General features: G+C 71.4%; 15 protein-coding genes. 5 read left to right on the forward strand and 10 right to left on the reverse strand.

What is annotated here, in order from left to right; all coding sequences use genetic code 11:
• Positions 1-196 precede the first annotated feature (196 nt).
• Positions 197-1,804: an amidohydrolase gene (locus IEZ11_RS40760; RefSeq protein ID WP_189268099.1), complete on the reverse strand. Its 1,608-nt coding sequence runs from the start codon at positions 1,802-1,804 to the stop codon at positions 197-199.
• Positions 1,805-1,934: 130 nt separating this feature from the next.
• Complete coding sequence (locus tag IEZ11_RS40765; protein ID WP_189268100.1) at positions 1,935-2,375, reverse strand: Lrp/AsnC family transcriptional regulator; 441 nt, start codon at positions 2,373-2,375, stop codon at positions 1,935-1,937.
• A gap of 267 nt (positions 2,376-2,642) precedes the next feature.
• Here IEZ11_RS40765 and IEZ11_RS40770 point away from each other — a divergent pair, with 267 nt between their 5' ends.
• A complete protein-coding gene (locus IEZ11_RS40770; RefSeq protein WP_189268101.1) occupies positions 2,643-3,104 on the forward strand; it encodes a hypothetical protein in 462 nt (153 codons plus the stop codon).
• Between the two features lies 1 nt (position 3,105).
• Here the strand turns inward: IEZ11_RS40770 and IEZ11_RS40775 are convergent, their stop codons facing one another.
• Together IEZ11_RS40775 and IEZ11_RS40780 are read right to left on the reverse strand one after the other, a co-directional pair.
• Entirely contained in the window at positions 3,106-4,209 is a 1,104-nt protein-coding gene (locus IEZ11_RS40775) for a phosphotransferase family protein (protein ID WP_189268102.1), read from the reverse strand.
• Between the two features lie 14 nt (positions 4,210-4,223).
• A complete protein-coding gene (locus IEZ11_RS40780) occupies positions 4,224-5,321 on the reverse strand; it encodes an Rv3169 family protein (protein WP_189268103.1) in 1,098 nt (365 codons plus the stop codon).
• 146 nt (positions 5,322-5,467) lie between these two features.
• Here IEZ11_RS40780 and IEZ11_RS40785 point away from each other — a divergent pair, with 146 nt between their 5' ends.
• Positions 5,468-5,719 carry a hypothetical protein gene (locus tag IEZ11_RS40785; RefSeq protein WP_189268104.1) on the forward strand — a complete coding sequence of 84 codons (252 nt, stop codon included), beginning with the start codon at positions 5,468-5,470 and terminating at the stop codon, positions 5,717-5,719.
• On the opposite strand, the gene IEZ11_RS40790 is transcribed toward IEZ11_RS40785, so the two are convergent.
• The gene (locus tag IEZ11_RS40790) at positions 5,682-6,854 is read right to left on the reverse strand and encodes an acyl-CoA dehydrogenase family protein (protein ID WP_189268105.1); all 1,173 of its coding nucleotides are present in this window, start codon (positions 6,852-6,854) and stop codon (positions 5,682-5,684) included. The genes IEZ11_RS40785 and IEZ11_RS40790 overlap by 38 nt on opposite strands.
• A 331-nt stretch (positions 6,855-7,185) precedes the next feature.
• Between IEZ11_RS40790 and IEZ11_RS40795 the strand changes: the two genes are divergently transcribed.
• On the forward strand, positions 7,186-8,418 hold the full coding sequence (locus IEZ11_RS40795) for a glycoside hydrolase family 18 protein (protein ID WP_189268106.1): 1,233 nt from the start codon (positions 7,186-7,188) through the stop codon (positions 8,416-8,418).
• 56 nt (positions 8,419-8,474) lie between these two features.
• Here IEZ11_RS40795 and IEZ11_RS40800 read toward each other — a convergent pair whose 3' ends face one another.
• The 5 genes from IEZ11_RS40800 to IEZ11_RS40820 form a co-directional block, all read right to left on the reverse strand.
• Complete coding sequence (locus tag IEZ11_RS40800; protein ID WP_189268107.1) at positions 8,475-9,134, reverse strand: TetR/AcrR family transcriptional regulator; 660 nt, start codon at positions 9,132-9,134, stop codon at positions 8,475-8,477.
• Positions 9,135-9,199: 65 nt separating this feature from the next.
• Entirely contained in the window at positions 9,200-9,340 is a 141-nt protein-coding gene (locus IEZ11_RS40805) for an SCO1431 family membrane protein (protein WP_189268108.1), read from the reverse strand.
• Between the two features lie 95 nt (positions 9,341-9,435).
• The gene (locus tag IEZ11_RS40810) at positions 9,436-10,860 is read right to left on the reverse strand and encodes a C39 family peptidase (RefSeq protein ID WP_189268109.1); all 1,425 of its coding nucleotides are present in this window, start codon (positions 10,858-10,860) and stop codon (positions 9,436-9,438) included.
• A gap of 197 nt (positions 10,861-11,057) precedes the next feature.
• Positions 11,058-12,512, reverse strand: coding sequence for an amino acid permease (locus IEZ11_RS40815; RefSeq protein WP_189268168.1), 1,455 nt, complete (start codon positions 12,510-12,512; stop codon positions 11,058-11,060).
• Positions 12,513-12,591: 79 nt separating this feature from the next.
• Positions 12,592-13,542: a hypothetical protein gene (locus IEZ11_RS40820; protein WP_189268169.1), complete on the reverse strand. Its 951-nt coding sequence runs from the start codon at positions 13,540-13,542 to the stop codon at positions 12,592-12,594.
• A 246-nt stretch (positions 13,543-13,788) separates the two neighbouring features.
• Between IEZ11_RS40820 and IEZ11_RS40825 the strand changes: the two genes are divergently transcribed.
• Both IEZ11_RS40825 and IEZ11_RS40830 read left to right on the forward strand, forming a co-directional pair.
• A complete protein-coding gene (locus IEZ11_RS40825; RefSeq protein ID WP_189268170.1) occupies positions 13,789-14,409 on the forward strand; it encodes a uridine kinase family protein in 621 nt (206 codons plus the stop codon).
• Between the two features lie 430 nt (positions 14,410-14,839).
• A complete protein-coding gene (locus IEZ11_RS40830) occupies positions 14,840-16,702 on the forward strand; it encodes an AAA family ATPase (RefSeq protein ID WP_189268110.1) in 1,863 nt (620 codons plus the stop codon).
• Positions 16,703-16,862 lie beyond the last annotated feature (160 nt).

A 16,862-nucleotide genomic window follows, 5' to 3' on the forward strand; every position in this document is an offset into this window, starting at 1 on the left:
CGGACGTCCGGTGGTGGACTCGGCCGAACCTACCGGCCCGCTGCCGCTGGCTGTCAACAGCCGTTTGACCTGCGGGAACGTCCTCAAAGCCCTGGTCAGCGCGGAGGATGCGCAGGTCGCGCGACGGAGCGGCGGCCGTCGATCACGGCCGCGCCACCCCGGGAGATCACTCGCCCGGCCGTACGAATGCGGCGGGTCACTCGCCCGGTCGTACGAACACGGTCCGGCCGCCCACCACGGTGCGCAGGCAGACCGGCAGCGCGCGGCCCGGGGTCAGGTCGGGCAGGCCGGGGGTGCCGGAGCGCGGGTCGGTGGACCAGCGGGCGACCCGGTCGTCCGGCGCCTGCACCACCAGTTCGTCGGTGCGCCAGACGGCGTAGTCGGCGGGCGCGCCCGGCACCAGGACGCCCGCGTCGTCCCGGCCGGTCGCGCGCCAGCCGCCGCGGGTGTGCGCGGTGAACGCGGCGCGCACGGAGACCCGGTGCTCGGGCGTGTGGTGGAAGGCGGCGGCCCGGACGGTCCCCCAGGGGTCGAGCGGGGTGACGGGGCTGTCGGAGCCGAACGCGAGCGGCACCCCGGCCTTGAGGAGGGCCGCGAAGGGGTTGAGGGTCCGGGCCCGTTCGGTGCCGAGCCGCTGGGCGTACATGCCGTCCGCGCCGCCCCACAGCGCGTCGAAGGCGGGCTGTACAGAGGCGATCAGGCCGAGTTCGGCGAAGGCCGCGATGTGCTCGGGCGTGAGCATCTCGGCGTGCTCGACGCGGTGCCGGGCGGCACGGACCCGGGCCGGGCCGACCTTCTCGGCGGCGGCGCGCACGCCCGCCACGACGGCGGTCACGGCGGCGTCGCCGATGGCGTGGAAGCCGGCCTGGAGACCGGCCTCGGTGCAGGCGGTGACATGGGCGGCCACGGCTGCCGCGTCCAGGTATCCGGTCCCGCTGGTGTGAGCGGCGTCGGCGTACGGCTCGTGCAGGCAGGCGGTGTGCGATCCGAGGGCGCCGTCCACGAACAGGTCGCCGGCGGCGCCCAGTGCGCCCAGCTCCCGGGCCTTGTCGGCGTCCTCCTCGGCCCAGTAGCCGACGACCCGGGGGCCGGGCACCTCGGCCGCGAGCCGCAGCAGCCCGGTGAAGTCGTCCTCGGAGGAGATCTTCGGGCCGCCGCACTCGTGCACGGTGCCGATGCCGAGCGAGGCGGCGTGCGCGAGGGCGGTGCGCTGGGCCGCGGCCCGCTGGGCGGGCGTCACGGCCGCGAACGCGGCGGCGCGCACGGCGTGGTGGGCGTCACCGGTGAGCGCGGCGTCCGCGTCCGGGACCGCGCCCGGGACCAGGTCCAGCAGGGCCGTGGTGACGACCGCGGAGTGGACGTCGATACGCGAGAGGTAGAGCGGGCGTCCGCCGGTGGCCGCGTCCAGTTCGGCGCGGGTCGGGGGGCGGCCCCCGGCCCAGCGGGAGGCGTCCCAGCCGTGCCCGAGCAGCACCCGGTCGTCCGGGCGGGCGGCGGCGAAGTCCCGTACCAGTGCCAGGGCCGCGGCCGGCGAGTCCGCCGCGGACAGGTCGAGGCCGGTCAGCGCGAGTCCGGTGGACGTGGTGTGGACATGGGCGTCGGTGAAGGCGGGGGTGACCAGGGCACCGTCCAGATCGACGACCTCGTCGACCCCGTCCGCGAAGGCGTCGGCGGCCCCCTCCGACCCGACCCAGGCGACCTGCCCCCGCTCCACGACCATCGCGGTCGCGAACGGATCGGCGGGGCTGTGAACCTCGCCGCGACGGAGCAGGACGGTCTTGGGCTCGGGGGCACGCTCACTCATGGGGACCAGTCTCTCCCCTCACACCGATCACTTTGAACGAGGGGCTCCCCAACGCGCCCCGTCAGGGGCGCGCCCGGCTGCACTCGGAGCACCTTCCAAGGCCCCCGGAGCTGTCGGCCGCGCCACCCGCTCAGATCTTCGGCGGCCGAGCCTCGTACGGCGTCGACAGGACCACCGTCGTCCGCGTCGACACCCCCGCCAGGCCGCGCAGCCGTGCCAGCAGCTCCTCCAGTTCGTGCGGGGTCGCCACCCGCACCTTGAGGATGTAGTTCTCGTCGCCCGCCACGCTGTGGCACGCCTCGATCTCGGGCACGCCGGCCAGGCGCTCCGCGATGTCGTCGGGGGCGCTGGGGTCGAACGGTTTCACCGAGATGAACGCCGTCATGGGCAACCCCACGGCCTCCGGGTCGACGACCGCGGCATAGCCGCGGATGACGCCGCGCTGCTCCAGCCGGCGCACCCGCTGGTGCACGGCCGACGTGGACAGGCCCGTGGCCTTGCCCAGGTCGGTGTAGCTCATCCGCCCGTCCTTGACGAGCAGCTGCACGATTTGACGGTCCAGCTCCTCCATGGCGCAAAAGCTACAGTGCGCTTGATCCCCTCGGGTAGCTCAGCGGCGCAGGTCATGGCCGGTTCGTGATGTCACGACCAGCAGGTTGTGAGCCGACTGAGGGACAAATCGACCGCAGCGGGCACCTGCGTTCGGCATGTGACGAACGCCACAGCCCCCGAACAGGCTCCGTGATGGTCTCGTGATTACCGCCGAGGGTGGACGGGAAGTGCTTGCTTTGGTCGAGGCCGCAGCGCCGTATCGGCCCAGCCCGAGGGGGAGTTACCCATGCAGAGTCTTAAGCGCCCTGGTCGTACCACGTCCAAGCGCCCGCAGTTGGTCGTCGAGCCCGAGCCGGAGGGCGTCGAAACCGACCTCTACGAGGTCGAGGAGCTGGACGCCTACGACACCTTCGAGATGTTCCGGGTGACCTGCCCGGACTGTGCGCAGTCCATCGCGCTGCTGGCGGACGAGGAGTTCCTGCCGGAGCACGCGCTGTGCGCCTCGCCGTGGAACCCGTTCGGCCTCACGGTCTGTGCCGGTACGGGCCGCGCGGCCGCCGACATCCCGTCCGCGGACGAGTCGGTCGAGCCGCAGGAGCAGGACACCGCCCTCCTGCTCACCCTCCCGCAGGGTCTGGACTGGCGGACGCAGCCCTTCTCGCACGTCGGCGGGCCGAGCTCGCGCCCGATGCGGGTGCCGGCGATGCGCCTCGGCGGCGGCCTGGCCGTCAGCCGTCAGGCCGCCTGAGTCACCGCACCGCACCCCAGTAGCTGCCCTGCACCATGGCGCGCAGACTGCCGTGGTGCAGGATCAGTGTGTCCGGATCCGCGGGGACGGCGGTCTCGTTGAAGTACACCTGCCGATAGGCGACCCGCAGCATGACGATCGCGTGCCGCAGGGCCGCGTACAGGGTGTAGAAGTCCATGTCCCGCGGGGTGTGGCCGGTCAGGCGGGCGTAGCGGGCCTCGACCCGGTCGCGGCGCAGGAAGCCGGGCAGTCCCCGCTGTCCGGAGGCGGCCGTGAGGTCCTGGAAGAAGCGGTGCAGGTAGACGGTCCAGCCGAGGTCCACCTCGCGCGGGGCCGGTGCCGCCATCTCCCAGTCGAGGACGGCGACGGGGTCGAAGCCGTCGTAGACGACGTTCCCGATCCGGGCGTCGCCCCAGCCGAGGACCGGCGGTCCGGGCTCGCGCGGCCACAGGTCCGCCAGCCGGTCGAAGGCTGCCTCGATCAGGGGTGAACGGGTGAGCCCGGCCACCACCCATTCGTAGTAGCCCCGTTGGGACTCGACATGCCGGTGCAGGGCGTCACCGTCCCCGGGGAGAGCCAGGAACTCCAGCTCCTCCGGGGGGACTTGGTCGTGCAGCCGGGCCAGCAGGCCGACGGAGGCGGCTTCGAGGTGCTCGCGTTCGGCGTCGGTCGCCGCGTGCAGCCAGTTCCCCTCGTAGGTGTAGGGCATGACGTCGGGCGGGACGCGCCCCTCGACCCGCTCCATCACGAAGAAGGGCGCGCCGAGCGGTCCGGGGTCCTCCTCCAGCCACAGGACGCGGGGTACGGGTACGTCGGTGCGGTCGGCGACCAGCCGCATCGTGCGGTACTGGCGGGTGAGGTCGTACGACGGGAAGACGGTGTACGCCGCCGGATCCGCCGCCAGCCTCAACGCGCAGCTGCGCAGCGGTGGTTCGGGGTGCTCGATGTCGAAGAGCAGGGTCTCGCTGGACATGCCGTTGGAGGCGGGGACCGTGACACCGGCGGCCTTGGCGCCGGGGAGCCTGGTGTCCAGCCAGGCGGTCAGCCGGCGCGCGAGGTCCTCGGGGTCGCGTGTCGTGGTGCGCGGGCGCGGTGCCGTCGTCATCCCGGCCTCCTCCTTCAGGGCGCCACCGAGTCGAAGCCGGTGAAGCCGCTCGGATCGTGTCTGCCGAACGAGCCGTGCTCGAAGATGCCGTGGCCGATCCGCCCGTCGAGGCGGAAGCGGGCCGAGTGGTCGGTGACGCCGTAGGCCGCCCGGGGGTGCGGTGCGGTCAGGTCGTAGGTACGGCGGTCCGTCCAGCCGCGGCCCCGCCAGGTGCCGTGCTGCCAGTCGTCGGCCGGTGGATAGCCGGCGCCGACGGCGAGCGGCAGGGAGTTGAGGGTCTCCACCTCCAACTCCTGGGGCTTGCGCGGGTCACCGAGGTGGATGACGGCACGCTCGGGATGGCGGGTGCCGGAGCGGTAGCCGATCTCGGCGCGCGGCCAGCCGAGTTGGCGGTCGCGCCGGCCGGGGCGGACCAGGGTGGCGTCGTTCAGGGTGCGGTAGCCGTCGGCGTCCTCCTGGGTGACGACCATCAGGAAGCGGTCCTCGAAGCGGACCGGGCACCAGATCCAGTGGAAGCCCTCGGTCGGGTTCTCCTCGGCGAGCCGCCCGCCCTCCTCCCCCGGGATCGGGCGGACGCCCCAGCTGCGGTCCCGGGTGCCGGTCCAGCCGGCCGGGTCGACCCGGAACTCCTCGCCGCCGGCCCGGACCACCCCGGCCACTCCCCCGGCCTGGACGAACCTGCGGCCCTCCAGCGTCAGCCGGTCGCCCCGGCGTTGCAGGTGGTGGGGCTCCCACAGGGCCGGGAAGTCGGCGGTCCAGGTGAGGTCGTAGGAGATGGCGTCGTCGCAGCGGAGGCGGAAGCGCCGGAGCGGCTCCTCGACCTCGATGCGCAGCGGGCCGACCGAGAGCCGCATCCGGTCGTCGCCCAGGGCGTCCGAGGCGCGGACCGCGTGCAGGGTGTCCCCGGTGCGCAGGGTGGCGTAGGCGTCGATCACCCCGACGTTCGGGTAGACGCCGAGGCCGAGGATGAGCAGGGCCCGGCCCTCGTGGTCGAGGACGTGGAAGATGCAGCGGTCGTAGGCGTTCCGGTCCCCGGTGGCGACGTGCTTCATGGAGAGCGGGACCTGGTGCACGGGGTACTCGTCGAGCGGCACGGGACGGTCGTCGGCCATGGCAGGCCTCCCCGGAGGCTGGAGACGGTCCGGGTGACGGTACGTCAGAAAATCGGATGAGGCCAGATCCGGGACCGGACGTCCACGAACTCACGCACGATTCGGGGGATCGGTGACCGGGGCGGCCGCGCCCGCGTTGGCCAGGCATGACGACCATCTACTCCGCCGTCGGCCGTCAGAGCCGGATCTTCGTACCCCCGCCCGCGGAGTCGCTCGCGCCGCCGGTGCCGCAGGACCCGCCCATCTACCGCGACCTGTTGCGGATCTGGGCCGACCGGGGCCGTGCCCTGCCGGGCCGCCACGACCCGGAGTGGGCCAGGCTGGCGGCGCCGACGGTGGTACGCGGGCAGTTCGGCGGCTTCAGCGACTTTCAGGTCCCGCCACATGACGGGCGATGACCATCCGCTGGATCTGGTTGGTGCCCTCGACGATCTGCAGGACCTTGGCCTCGCGCATATAGCGCTCGACCGGGAAGTCCGCGGTGTAGCCGTAGCCGCCGAGTATCTGGACGGCGTCGGTGGTCACCTTCATCGCGGTGTCGGTGCAGTACAGCTTGGCCATGGCGGCCTGCTTGGCGAACGGCCGGCCCGCGTCGCGCAGCCGGGCCGCCGCGAGGTACAGGGACCGGCCGGCCTCGATCTGGGTGGCCATGTCGGCGATCATGAAGCGCAGGCCCTGGAAGTCGGAGATGGGGTGGCCGAACTGCCGTCGCCCGGTGGCGTAGCCGACCGCCTCGTCCAGGGCCGCCCGGGCCAGGCCGATCGCACAGGCCGCGATGCCGAGCCGGCCGGAGTCCAGCGCGGAGAGGGCGATGGCGAAGCCCTGGCCCTCCTCGCCGAGCCGCCGCTCGTCGGGGACGCGTACGTCGTCGAAGTGGACCTGGGCGGTGGGCGAGCCCTTCATCCCCATCTTCTTCTCGGGCGCCGCGCCGCTGAGTCCCTCGGCGTCGCCGGGGACCAGGAAGGCGGTGATGCCGTGCGAGCCCTCGGCGCCGGTGCGGGCCATGACCGTGTAGAAGTCGGCGATGCCGCCGTGCGTGATCCAGGCCTTGGTGCCGTTGATCACCCAGTCCTCGCCCTGCCGGACCGCCTTGGTGCGCAGGGAGGCCGCGTCCGAACCGGAGGCCGGCTCGGAGAGGCAGTAGGCGCCGAGCAGGCCGCCGCCGAGCATCGCGGGCAGGTGCTCGACCTGCTGCTGCTTGCTGCCGTAGGCGGCGAGGGCGTAGCTCGCGAGGGTGTGCACGCTGACACCGAGGCCGACGGTGAGGCGGGCCGCGGCCAGTTCCTCCAGGACCTGGAGGTAGACCTCGTAGGGCTGGTCGCCGCCGCCGTACTCGGAGTCGTAGGGCAGGCCGAGCAGGCCTGACTCGGAGAGCAGGGTGAAGACCTCGCGCGGGAAGCGCCCGGCGTCCTCCTCCTCGGCCGCCTTCGGCGCGATCTCGCGCCGGGCGACCTCCCGGACCAGCGCGAGCAGGTCCCTCGCTTCTTCCGTCGGCAGCTGACGCTCCACCGGCTGCGGGTCGCGGTCGGACATGGCGTCGGTCTCCTCCCTGTCGGGCAGCAGCGGTCACTGCCCGCGGGATAAGGGGCGGTTCCGCCTGTCGTTCGGATGCGGCCGAGGTCGGCGTTCCGGGTCTCGGAAGCTGCTGACCTGCGGCTGCGCAGTGAGTATGCCCGATCAGGGACCACTCGTCACCAGTTAACGACCGCTCACTCCGGTAATTCCAGGACAACATTCGAAACCCGCGGAATTGGTCCGAACCATTGACCTGACTGGTCTAGTCCTCCTAGGGTCCATGACCAACGCTTTACCGCGTTCATGCCAATCGGCGCGCGTTCCCCTCTCCCCCAGGAGGAGACACCCGATGCACACCTCCCACCGCTCCCGGTTCCGGACGCTGCTCTCCGCGGCCTGTTGCGCCGTCCTCGGCGCCGGACTGCTGGCCGGCGCGGGCACCGCGTCCGCGGCCGCACCGCCCGCTCCCCAGCTGAAGGCCGGCTCCAAGGTCGTCGGCTACTTCACGGAATGGGGTACCTACGACCGCAGGTACCTGGTCAAGAACATCGAGACCTCCGGCTCGGCCGCGAAGCTCACGCACATCGACTACGCCTTCGGCAACGTCACCGGCGGCAAGTGCGCGATGGGCGACTCGTACGCGGCGACCGACCGGACCTACACCGCCGCCGAGTCCGTGGACGGCGTCGCGGACACCTGGGACCAGCCGCTGCGCGGCAACTTCAACCAGCTGCTGAAGCTGAAGAAGAAGCACCCGAATCTCCGGATCCTCTGGTCCTTCGGCGGCTGGACCTGGTCGAGCGGCTTCGGCGAGGCCGCGCGGAACCCGGCCGCCTTCGCCCAGTCCTGCTACGACCTGGTGAAGAACTCCAGGTGGGCCGGTGTCTTCGACGGCATCGACATCGACTGGGAGTACCCGAACGCCTGCGGCAACACCTGCGACACCAGCGGCCGGGACGCGTTCCGGAAGCTGATGGCGGCCCTGCGCGCGAAGTTCGGGAGCAGCTCGCTGGTCACGGCGGCGATCACCGCCGACGCCACCGCCGGCGGCAGGATCGACGCGACCGACTACGCGGGCGCGGCCCAGTACGTCGACTGGTACAACCCGATGACGTACGACTACTTCGGCGCCTGGGCCTCGACCGGTCCGACGGCCCCGCACTCGCCGTTGAACTCCTACTCCGGCATCCCGACGGCGAACTACTACACCTCGGCGACCATCGCCAAGCTCAGGGGCCTCGGCATCCCGGCGGCCAAGCTGCTGCTCGGCATCGGCTTCTACGGCCGCGGCTGGACCGGCGTCACCCAGGCGGCACCCGGCGGCTCGGCGACCGGCCCGGCGGCGGGGACGTACGAGCAGGGCATCGACGACTACAAGGTGCTCAAGGCCAAGTGCCCGGTCACCGGCACGGTGGGCGGTACGGCGTACGCCAAGTGCGGCAGCGACTGGTGGAGTTACGACACCCCGGCGACCATCGGGACCAAGATGACCTACACGAACCAGCAGGGCCTGGGCGGCACCTTCTTCTGGGAGCTGAGCGGCGACACCGCGAGCGGTGAGCTGGTCAAGGCCATCGACTAGCCCCCTTCACGGGGGACTCGGGGCGGGGGGACCACGAGCCCTCCGCCCCTTCCACGTCAGGTGTCCCGGCGGGCCGGGGCCGGGGCGCGGTAGACCGGGTCCAGTTCCTCGATGGCGCGCAGGGTGCCGCCGAGCGTCTTGACCAGCAGCTCGCACAGGGTGTCGCGGGACAGCACGGGCCGGTCGATCCAGTCCAGGGTGGCGCCCTCCACACTGCACAGCCAGGCGAGCAGGCCCGTCCTGGCGAGCGGCGCGATGTCGGTGCGGCCGTAGGCGCCCTCGGCGATGGTCGCGACGATCGCCTCGCGCACCCCGTCCCGGATGGCGTGCACCTCGGTGTCGAAGCCGACCCCGCCGCTGACGATCGTGCGGTACGCGGCCTGGTGGTGCTCGGCGTAGCGCAGATAGCTGTCGATGGTCCGGTGGACGCGGTCCGCCTGGGGCAGCTCCAGGCCGCTCGCGGCGTAGGTGACCAGGTCGGCGACGGAGTCCTGGATGATCGCCAGGTAGTAGCCGCGCTTGGACTGGAAGTAGTAGTAGATCAGCCCTTTGGCGACATGCGCCTGCCTGGCGATGTCATCCATGGAGAGCGCGTCGTACGAGGTGTCGGCGAACAACTTCCGCCCGATGGCGATGAGTTCAGCACGGCGGGCCACGGAACGCTCGGTGCCGCGCGCCCGGGGACGGGCGGCGGCACGCTGTTGACTGATATTCAAATTCGACCCTGGTCTCAACGGGCTGCGGGACATCCGCAGTATGGCAGGTCGGGTCGTGGGTCAGGTCACAGCAGACCGAGTTGGGTGACCAACATGGCGATGACCACGACGAGAGTCCAGCCCATGACGTGTTCCAGAACCTTGGGGCCGTCGTTCTCTGGGCCGCCGGTACGGGTGCGGGCGGCGGTGGCGGAGTGCGTGGTCATGAGGTCCACCATGCCACCGATTGCGGCTTTTGCGGCTGGGAGCTTGGTCACAGGAAGGCGGCCCCCGGAAACCCGGGGGCCGCCTTCGTACCAGGTCAGCGCACGCCGACCGCCGCCAGCGCCTTGAGCTGGGCCTGGGTGGGACAGACCGGGAAGTACAGGTAGCAGACGCCCCCGGTACCGGAGACGACCTTGCCGCTGGCGTTGTACCGCTTGGTCCGCAGCCAGATGTTCTCGAACTCCCGGCGCAGATAGACCCGCCGGACCGCGTCGTCGTCGGCCGAGAACGGGTCGTTGGCGATCACGTCGCCGGCCGGAGTGAAGCCGATCACGGTCATCAGGTGCCCCGAGGTGCCGTAGCCGGCGCCCGTCAGCTCGGAGGCGAGGAACGACTGTGACGTTATGGCCGGGACACCGGCCGCGATCAGCGTCTCCAGGTCGGTGAGCGAGGCCAGTCGCGTTATCACGCCCTGGAGGTCCGGGTACGTCGACGCGTAGGCGGCGTTGAACGGCCAGTTGCCGCACCCGCCGTACTGGTAGTCGTAGGTGTAGCGGGCCGCCTGGCAGACCTGGGGGTCGGTGTACGACGGGTCGACCCAGGCCAGCTGTGCGGCGGTGGGCCGGCCGCCCCAGTACTCGACGATCATCTGCGAGGAGGTGGGACTGCACCAGGCCTCGCCGCCGTTGTCGTACTCGGGGTACTGGCCCTTGTGGATCTCCTGGGAGTAGCGCGGGACCTTGAGTTCCTGGGCCAGGCCGGGGGTGGAGGCGGGGACGGTGAAGCGGTCCGGGATGTCGGAGGCCATGGCGCCGAGCCGCCAGACGGTCGGGGTGAGCTTCGTGCCCGGCTTCCGGTAGAGGGTCAGGCGCAGCTGGTACGAGGTGAGGCGCAGGCCCGTGGTGGCGTCGTCGATCGCGAAGGTGTCGGTCCAGATGGTGCTCTTGCCGTCCGTCTGGCCGTCCACCGAGGTCCGCTTGATGTCCTGGTCGCCGGCCGCCCAGCGGCCCATCACGTACCAGGGGGTCTCGGTGCCGTCGGAGTAGGTGCCGTGCAGCTCGACCTTGATCCAGGTGCCGGCCGGGGTGTCCGCGTTCCAGGAGGCGATGGTCTCGGTGGCGGGAACGGCCGGCTGGTGCACCGGGCCGGTCCAGGTCGCGTACTCCCAGCTGGCGGTGGTGCCGGTGTGGGGGTCGGTGTAGGAGGTGGTGCCGGCCGGGGTGCCGATCACCACGCCCGGCCGGTCCCCGGCGACCGCTCCGGCGCCCTTGGCGGTGCCGGTCTTCCAGTCGCTGTAGGTCGTCCAGGAGCGGTAGTCGATCGGGCGGGTGTCGGCCCGGTGGCGGCCGGCCCGGCCGCTCCCGGTCCGACGGGTCTCGGTCCAGGCGGTCTCGTCGGCGTCGGTCTCCGGCGCGGCGGCCGCGGGCACCGCGGGCACCACGCCCTGGGCCACGGCGGCCGCCGCGACGGAGGCGGCGGCCGTCAGAACGGTTCTGCGGGACGGCTGTTCGGCTCTGCTCATGGGTGGAGGACCCCCAGGTGTGCGCGTCACGGCTGATCCGGAGCAAGGGCTGTGCGCCAACTATGGAGCAGGCGCCATGCCCCTGCCAGCACTTCCGCTCATGCCACGCCCAAATATTGGTCTCGTCCGCCGAAAGGGCCCCGGCGCGGTCGCCGGGGCCGTCTTCGGACCGTTCGGAAGGGATCCGTCCGGACCGCTCAGATGAGGTCCATCGCGGCGACCTCGTCGGGGCGGCCGTAGCTGACCGGGCCCTGGAAGCGGCGGCGGGCGGTGGCGAACCACCAGACGGTGGCCACGACCAGGACGGCGGCCAGCGCGATCGGCGCGTAGTTGAAGGAGTCGACGGTGATCGGCGAGGCCTGCGGCAGCATGAACAGGACACTGCTGAGCAGGATCCAGACCACCGCCAGCCAGCCGACCGGCCTGCTCCAGCGGCCCAGGTTCCACGGGCCCGGCTGGAACTCGTCGCCCAGACGCAGCCGCAGGAACACCGGCACGGCGTAGGCGAGGAACAAGCCGACGACGTTGACGCTGACGATCGCGGTGAACGCCGTGTGCGACCACCAGCCCGGCACCACCAGGACGACCGAGCAGGCCACCGCGAGCCAGACGGCCTTGACCGGGGTCCGGGTACGGGGCGAGACCGAGTGCCACAGGCGGGAGCCGGGCATGGCGCCGTCCCGGGAGAAGGCGAAGATCTGCCGGGTGTTGCTGGTGAGGTTGGCGAGGCCGCAGAAGAGCATGGCGCCGATGACGACGAGCAGCATCGCCTTGGCCCAGCCCATGCCGAGTCCGTCGATGAGGATCTGGACGGGCGGCGCGGAGGAGCCCGCCACCTTGGCGTAGTCGCCGATGCTGTACACCAGTGCGAGCATCAGGATCAGGCCGGTGATCGCCGAATAGCCGATGGAACGGATGATGCCCCTGGGGGCGTTGACGGTCGCCTGGACGGTTTCCTCGGACATGTGGAAGCTGCCGTCGAAGCCGGTGAAGGTCCAGCTGGTGACCAGGAGCCCGAGCAGGCCGCCGTAAAGGCCGTCGGTGAAGCCGGTGTTGTTCACGAAATGCGTCACGAAGGACGCCGACCGGTGCTGGTCCGGCATCACGATCAGTGTGCTCACGATCACCACGAGTCCGATCAGCAGCCACCAGACGGAAATCCGGTTCAGTACGGCGACGAGCTGGACGGTGTAGGTGTTGGCGAGCCCCTGGACCACGATGATCAGGGCCGTGATCAGGACCGTCTGGTGGGTGGTCGGCGTGTACGAGGTCCACTGGAGCGCGATGAAGGCCTGGACGAAGGTGGCCGCCGCGTAGCCGGTGGCCGCGGTGCCGCCGATCTGGCCCACGAAGTTCAGCCAGCCCGTGTACCAGGACCAGGCGCCCTTGTGCCGTTTGGCGAGTTTACCGGCGGAGAAATACAGGGCACCGCTCGTCGGATAGGCGGAGGCGACTTCCGCCATGGCCGCGCCGATGCAGAGCACCATCACACAGACGCCGATCCAGCCGAACACGAGAATGCGGGGGCCGCCCGCGTTCATACCGAATCCGAAGGACGAGAAAATTCCGGAGAGAATATTGATGATGGTGAAGGAGATGGCGAAATTGTCGAAGGCCTTGAATCGGCGGGTGAGTTTCCGCGGATAACCCATCGCGTGCAGGGTCGCGTCGTCGTCGAGCGTGGCGGGGTTCGTGGTGCGTTCTGACACGTGCCGACCTTTCTCTAGGACTCTAGGAGGGGATGGGCAGGCCGCAGGCGCGGCGGGCCCGGGAGAGCTGGTCGGCCGGTTCGCCGAAGACGCTCCAGGGCATGCGGGAGGCGTAGGGCCCCATGGCCGTGAAGACCGCCCGCGCCTCGAACTCGCACCGGGCCATGACCAGCGCGTGCGCGAGGTAGGCCAGGTCGAGCACCGGGGTGAAGCGGTATTCGGCCACCATGGGCAGCCAGTTGTGGTAGTTCGACAACGCGGTGCTGCGCCACTGGGGCTGTTCCCAGACCCGCTCGGCGAGCAGCTGGGTGGGGTTGTGGCTCTCCACCAGCGCGACCAGCGGCAGCAGCCGAAGCACAGAGCCCGCCGGGGCCCGCTGGGCGAGGAAGGCGGCGACGTCCCAGGCCGCGTTGACCGAACCGCCGTACCGGGTGAAGAAGAAGGAGAGGAAGCGGTGGTGGGCCTCGCGGTTCCAGGGGTCGAGGGCGAGAGTGTGCGCGAACAGCCGCCAGGGGCCGGGCGGCGAGGTCAGCAGGCCGCCGGGGGCGGGGTCGTGCGGGCGGTGCAGCCGGGCCATGGCCAGCTTGGCGGCCCAGGGCGTGGGGTCGGCGGGGTTCATGGCACTGGCCCGGTCGCAGGCGGCGAGGGCGATCCGCTCCAGCGCCTCGGCCCGCTCGTCCCGGGCGTCGGCCGCCCGGATCGCCCGCTGTACGGCCACCCGGGCCCACATCAGCGTGGACTCGGGGCCCGGCTCCTCCGCCAGCCACCGCTCCACCAGGTCGGTTCCGGCCGCCTCGGAGGCGAGCACCAGGGAGCGATGGGCCCGCAGGCCGAAGTCGGCACGCGTCTCGGCCAGCGCCTCCCGGGTGCTCAGATATCTTCCGGCGCGCACATCCACGCATACGCTCGCGAGCAGGCGGTCATCGGCCGCAGGATGCCAGACGTACTGCCCCTCGAATAACTCCGCGGCCATCTTCCCCTGTCCGTCCCCGCTCGACGCGTGCACGCTGAAGGCACCCTACTCAGGGCCGGGCGCACCGGAAACGCGCGAGGTCGACATATCGGTCAGCCGGTCGGAAATATTAATGGGCACGGCGGAGAACGGCTCGAAATTAGTTCAAGCCGAGACCTTCCCGGGGCCGAAAACGTCCGCTATGCGCCGCACGGCTAGAATGTTTCCGGAAAGCACCCCGCACCGTCGCACACCAAGGGAACGGCCATTCACCGCCTAGCCTCCGCACTCCGGTCCCTGCCGCCCTCCTGCGGTCCGGTCCGCCTCGTCGGTGTCGACGGGCACGCCGGATCCGGGAAGACCACGTTCGCCGGGCGGCTGGCCGGCGCCCTGGGCGGGGCGCCGGTGCTGCACCTCGACGACATCGCCAGCCACGAGGAGCTGTTCGCCTGGACCGGCCGGCTGCTGACCCAGGTGATCGAGCCGCTCGGCCGTGGCGGGACGGCCCACTACTCCCCCTACGACTGGCACACCCGCCGCTTCGGGCCGCCCCGCCCGCTGCCGCCGGCCCCGGTGGTCCTCGTCGAGGGCGTCGGCGCCGGCCGCCGGGCACTGCGTCCCTTCCTGGCGCGGCTGCTGTGGATGGAGCTGCCGCACGAGGAGTCCTGGAGGCGGGGCAGGACGCGGGACGGCGCGGAACAACGGGACTTCTGGGCCGAGTGGGTCGGGGCGGAACTCGAACACTTCACCGAGGACCCCTCCAGACCGTACGCAGACCTTCTGGTGACACAGTCACAGAAGGGATATGAGGTGCTGCCGGGGCCGGTGACGACGGTTGGACCGGACCAGGAAGTCACCCAGCGTGATGGGCCGTCCGCTGTGTGCTGAACTTGTGAAGGCGGGCCTCCAAGAAGTTGCCCGAGTACCTCAACTCGGCTTGACCGAGGGGCCGTACAGGACTTACGTTCTCACTGTGCGGCCCTTGCAGGCCGACCCAGAGACGCGAAGCCCCCGGTTGTTCCCCCGTGATCGGGGGCTTCGTTCTGCCCTTTACCCCTTTTGTGCGCCGCGTGCGCGTGCCGTTGCTCACCCTCGGTCACCGACCCGGGTGCGCCCGCTCTGCCCCCACCTCGCCAAACGGCCTGTGCGGCACCCTTCGGCGGGCGGTGGAACCGCAGGTACGATGCCCTCGGTGCGACCTTCGAACGGCTGCTTCGCGCACCTGCAACTCCGGTCCGCGGCACAGCGGTTCGACCAACGGCGGCCATCGGGGGGAGCCCGGGGGCCAACCACGGGGGCACGGTTTGTGGGGGACGTGATGGATTTCGGCACGCAGGGCCCCGAGGCCCCGGCCGACCTCGCCTGGCTACGAGGCGTGGACGCCTACACGATGGGCGCCTATCCGCAGGCGGAGGAGGAGTTCCGCACCGCGGTGCGGATGGATCCCGGGATGGCCGACGGCTGGCTCGGGCTGCACGCGCTGCGCGTGGACACGACAACCGCGCTGCTGCGGATGTTCCGGCACCGGGACCGGTTCGGCGAACAGCGCGGCCGGCATCGGCGCACCCTGAACTCCTGGTACTGGCTCGGCTGGTGGGTACAGCCGGTCCTGGAGAGTCCGCGCGACCTCCTGCTCGCGCATGCCTCGCACTGGCTGGACGGCCGGCACGTCCCGGAGCTCGACCGGGCCCTCGCCGGGCTGCCGCCGGTGGACGCCGACCCCCAGGTCCGCTTCCTGCACTCCTGCCGGGCCTACCTGGTCAAGGACTGGGAGCAGCTGGTACGGCACACCGACCCGCTGCTCGACGACCCCATGCTCGGCATCGAGGCGGGCCTGTTCGGCGGCATGGCCCGGGTCCGTCTGGAAATGTACGGCCAGGCCGAACCGCTGCTCTCCGCCGCGCTGATGCGCTGCCGCAGCGAGCAGCCGCAGCGCAAGGAGCTGCGCTACTGGCTGGCGCGGGCGCACGAGGGCACCGGACGCAGCGCCGCCGCGCTCCCCCTCTACCGGGCCGTGCACCGCGTCGACCCCGCCTTCATGGACACCTCGGCGCGGCTGGCCGCGATAGCCGAGGGCGACGGGTACGACGACACGGCCGACTTCGCGGCGATCACGCTCACCGGGGCCGGGCAGGACGTCGTGGACGGGCCCGACCTGCTCGACCCGCTCTTCGGCACCGAGGGGCGCGATCTGCGGTTCGGGGAGCCGGAGCCGCCGGCCGGGGCGATGCCGTCGGTGATCGACCCGGCGGTGCGCGAGAAGATCGTGCCGTCGCCTCCGCTGCCGGCCGGGCCGACCGACCCCGCGTTGCTTGAGGAGGCGCTCGCCGAACTGGAGCGCATGGTCGGGCTGGAGCCGGTGAAACGGCAGGTCAAGGCGTTGTCCGCGCAGTTGAACATGGCCCGGTTGCGGGCCGGGCAGGGGCTGCCGGTGCAGCCGCCCAAGCGCCACTTCGTCTTCTCCGGACCGTCGGGCACCGGGAAGACCACGGTCGCCCGCATCCTGGGCCGGGTGTTCTACGCGCTGGGGCTGCTGGGCGGCGACCACCTGGTGGAGGCGCAACGGGCCGACCTGGTCGGTGAGTACCTGGGCCAGACCGCCGTGAAGGCGAACGAGCTGATCGACTCCGCGATCGGCGGGGTGCTGTTCGTCGACGAGGCCTACTCGCTCTCCAACTCCGGCTACGGCAAGGGGGACGCGTACGGCGACGAGGCGCTCCAGGTGCTGCTGAAGCGGGCCGAGGACAACCGTGACCACCTGGTGGTGATCCTGGCCGGCTACCCGGAGGGCATGGACCGCCTGCTGGCCGCCAACCCCGGACTGTCCTCCCGCTTCACGACCCGCGTGGACTTCCCCTCCTACCGTCCCCTCGAACTGACCTCGATCGGCGAGGTGCTGGCCGCGGAGAACGGGGACGTGTGGGACGCGGAGGCGCTGGAGGAGCTGCGGTCGATCGCCGGGCACGTGGTCGACCAGGGCTGGATCGACGAGCTGGGCAACGGCCGCTTCCTGCGGACGCTGTACGAGAAGAGCTGTGCGTACCGGGATCTGCGGCTGTCCGCGTATCCGGGGGTGTTGTCCCGGGACGACCTGGCGACCCTGCGGCTGCCGGACCTGATGCAGGCGTACGGGGAGGTGCTGTCGGGGAGGGGGCCGCAGGATCCGGCGGCCGGGATGTAGGCGGGGGCGGGGGGGTGTCGCTTACCGGCGCTGGCCGGGTGCCGCCGCGCCCACCCGTGCCGCCCTGCGGCACGCCTGCCCGCAGCTAAGCAACTGACATGACTACAGCGCCGTAAGGGGCGCGGGGAACTGCGCGACCAGCCCCCGCGCGCCCGCAGGC

The sequence above is a fragment of the Streptomyces fuscichromogenes genome (genome assembly GCF_014645815.1).
In the GTDB taxonomy this organism is placed as follows: domain Bacteria; phylum Actinomycetota; class Actinomycetes; order Streptomycetales; family Streptomycetaceae; genus Streptomyces; species Streptomyces fuscichromogenes.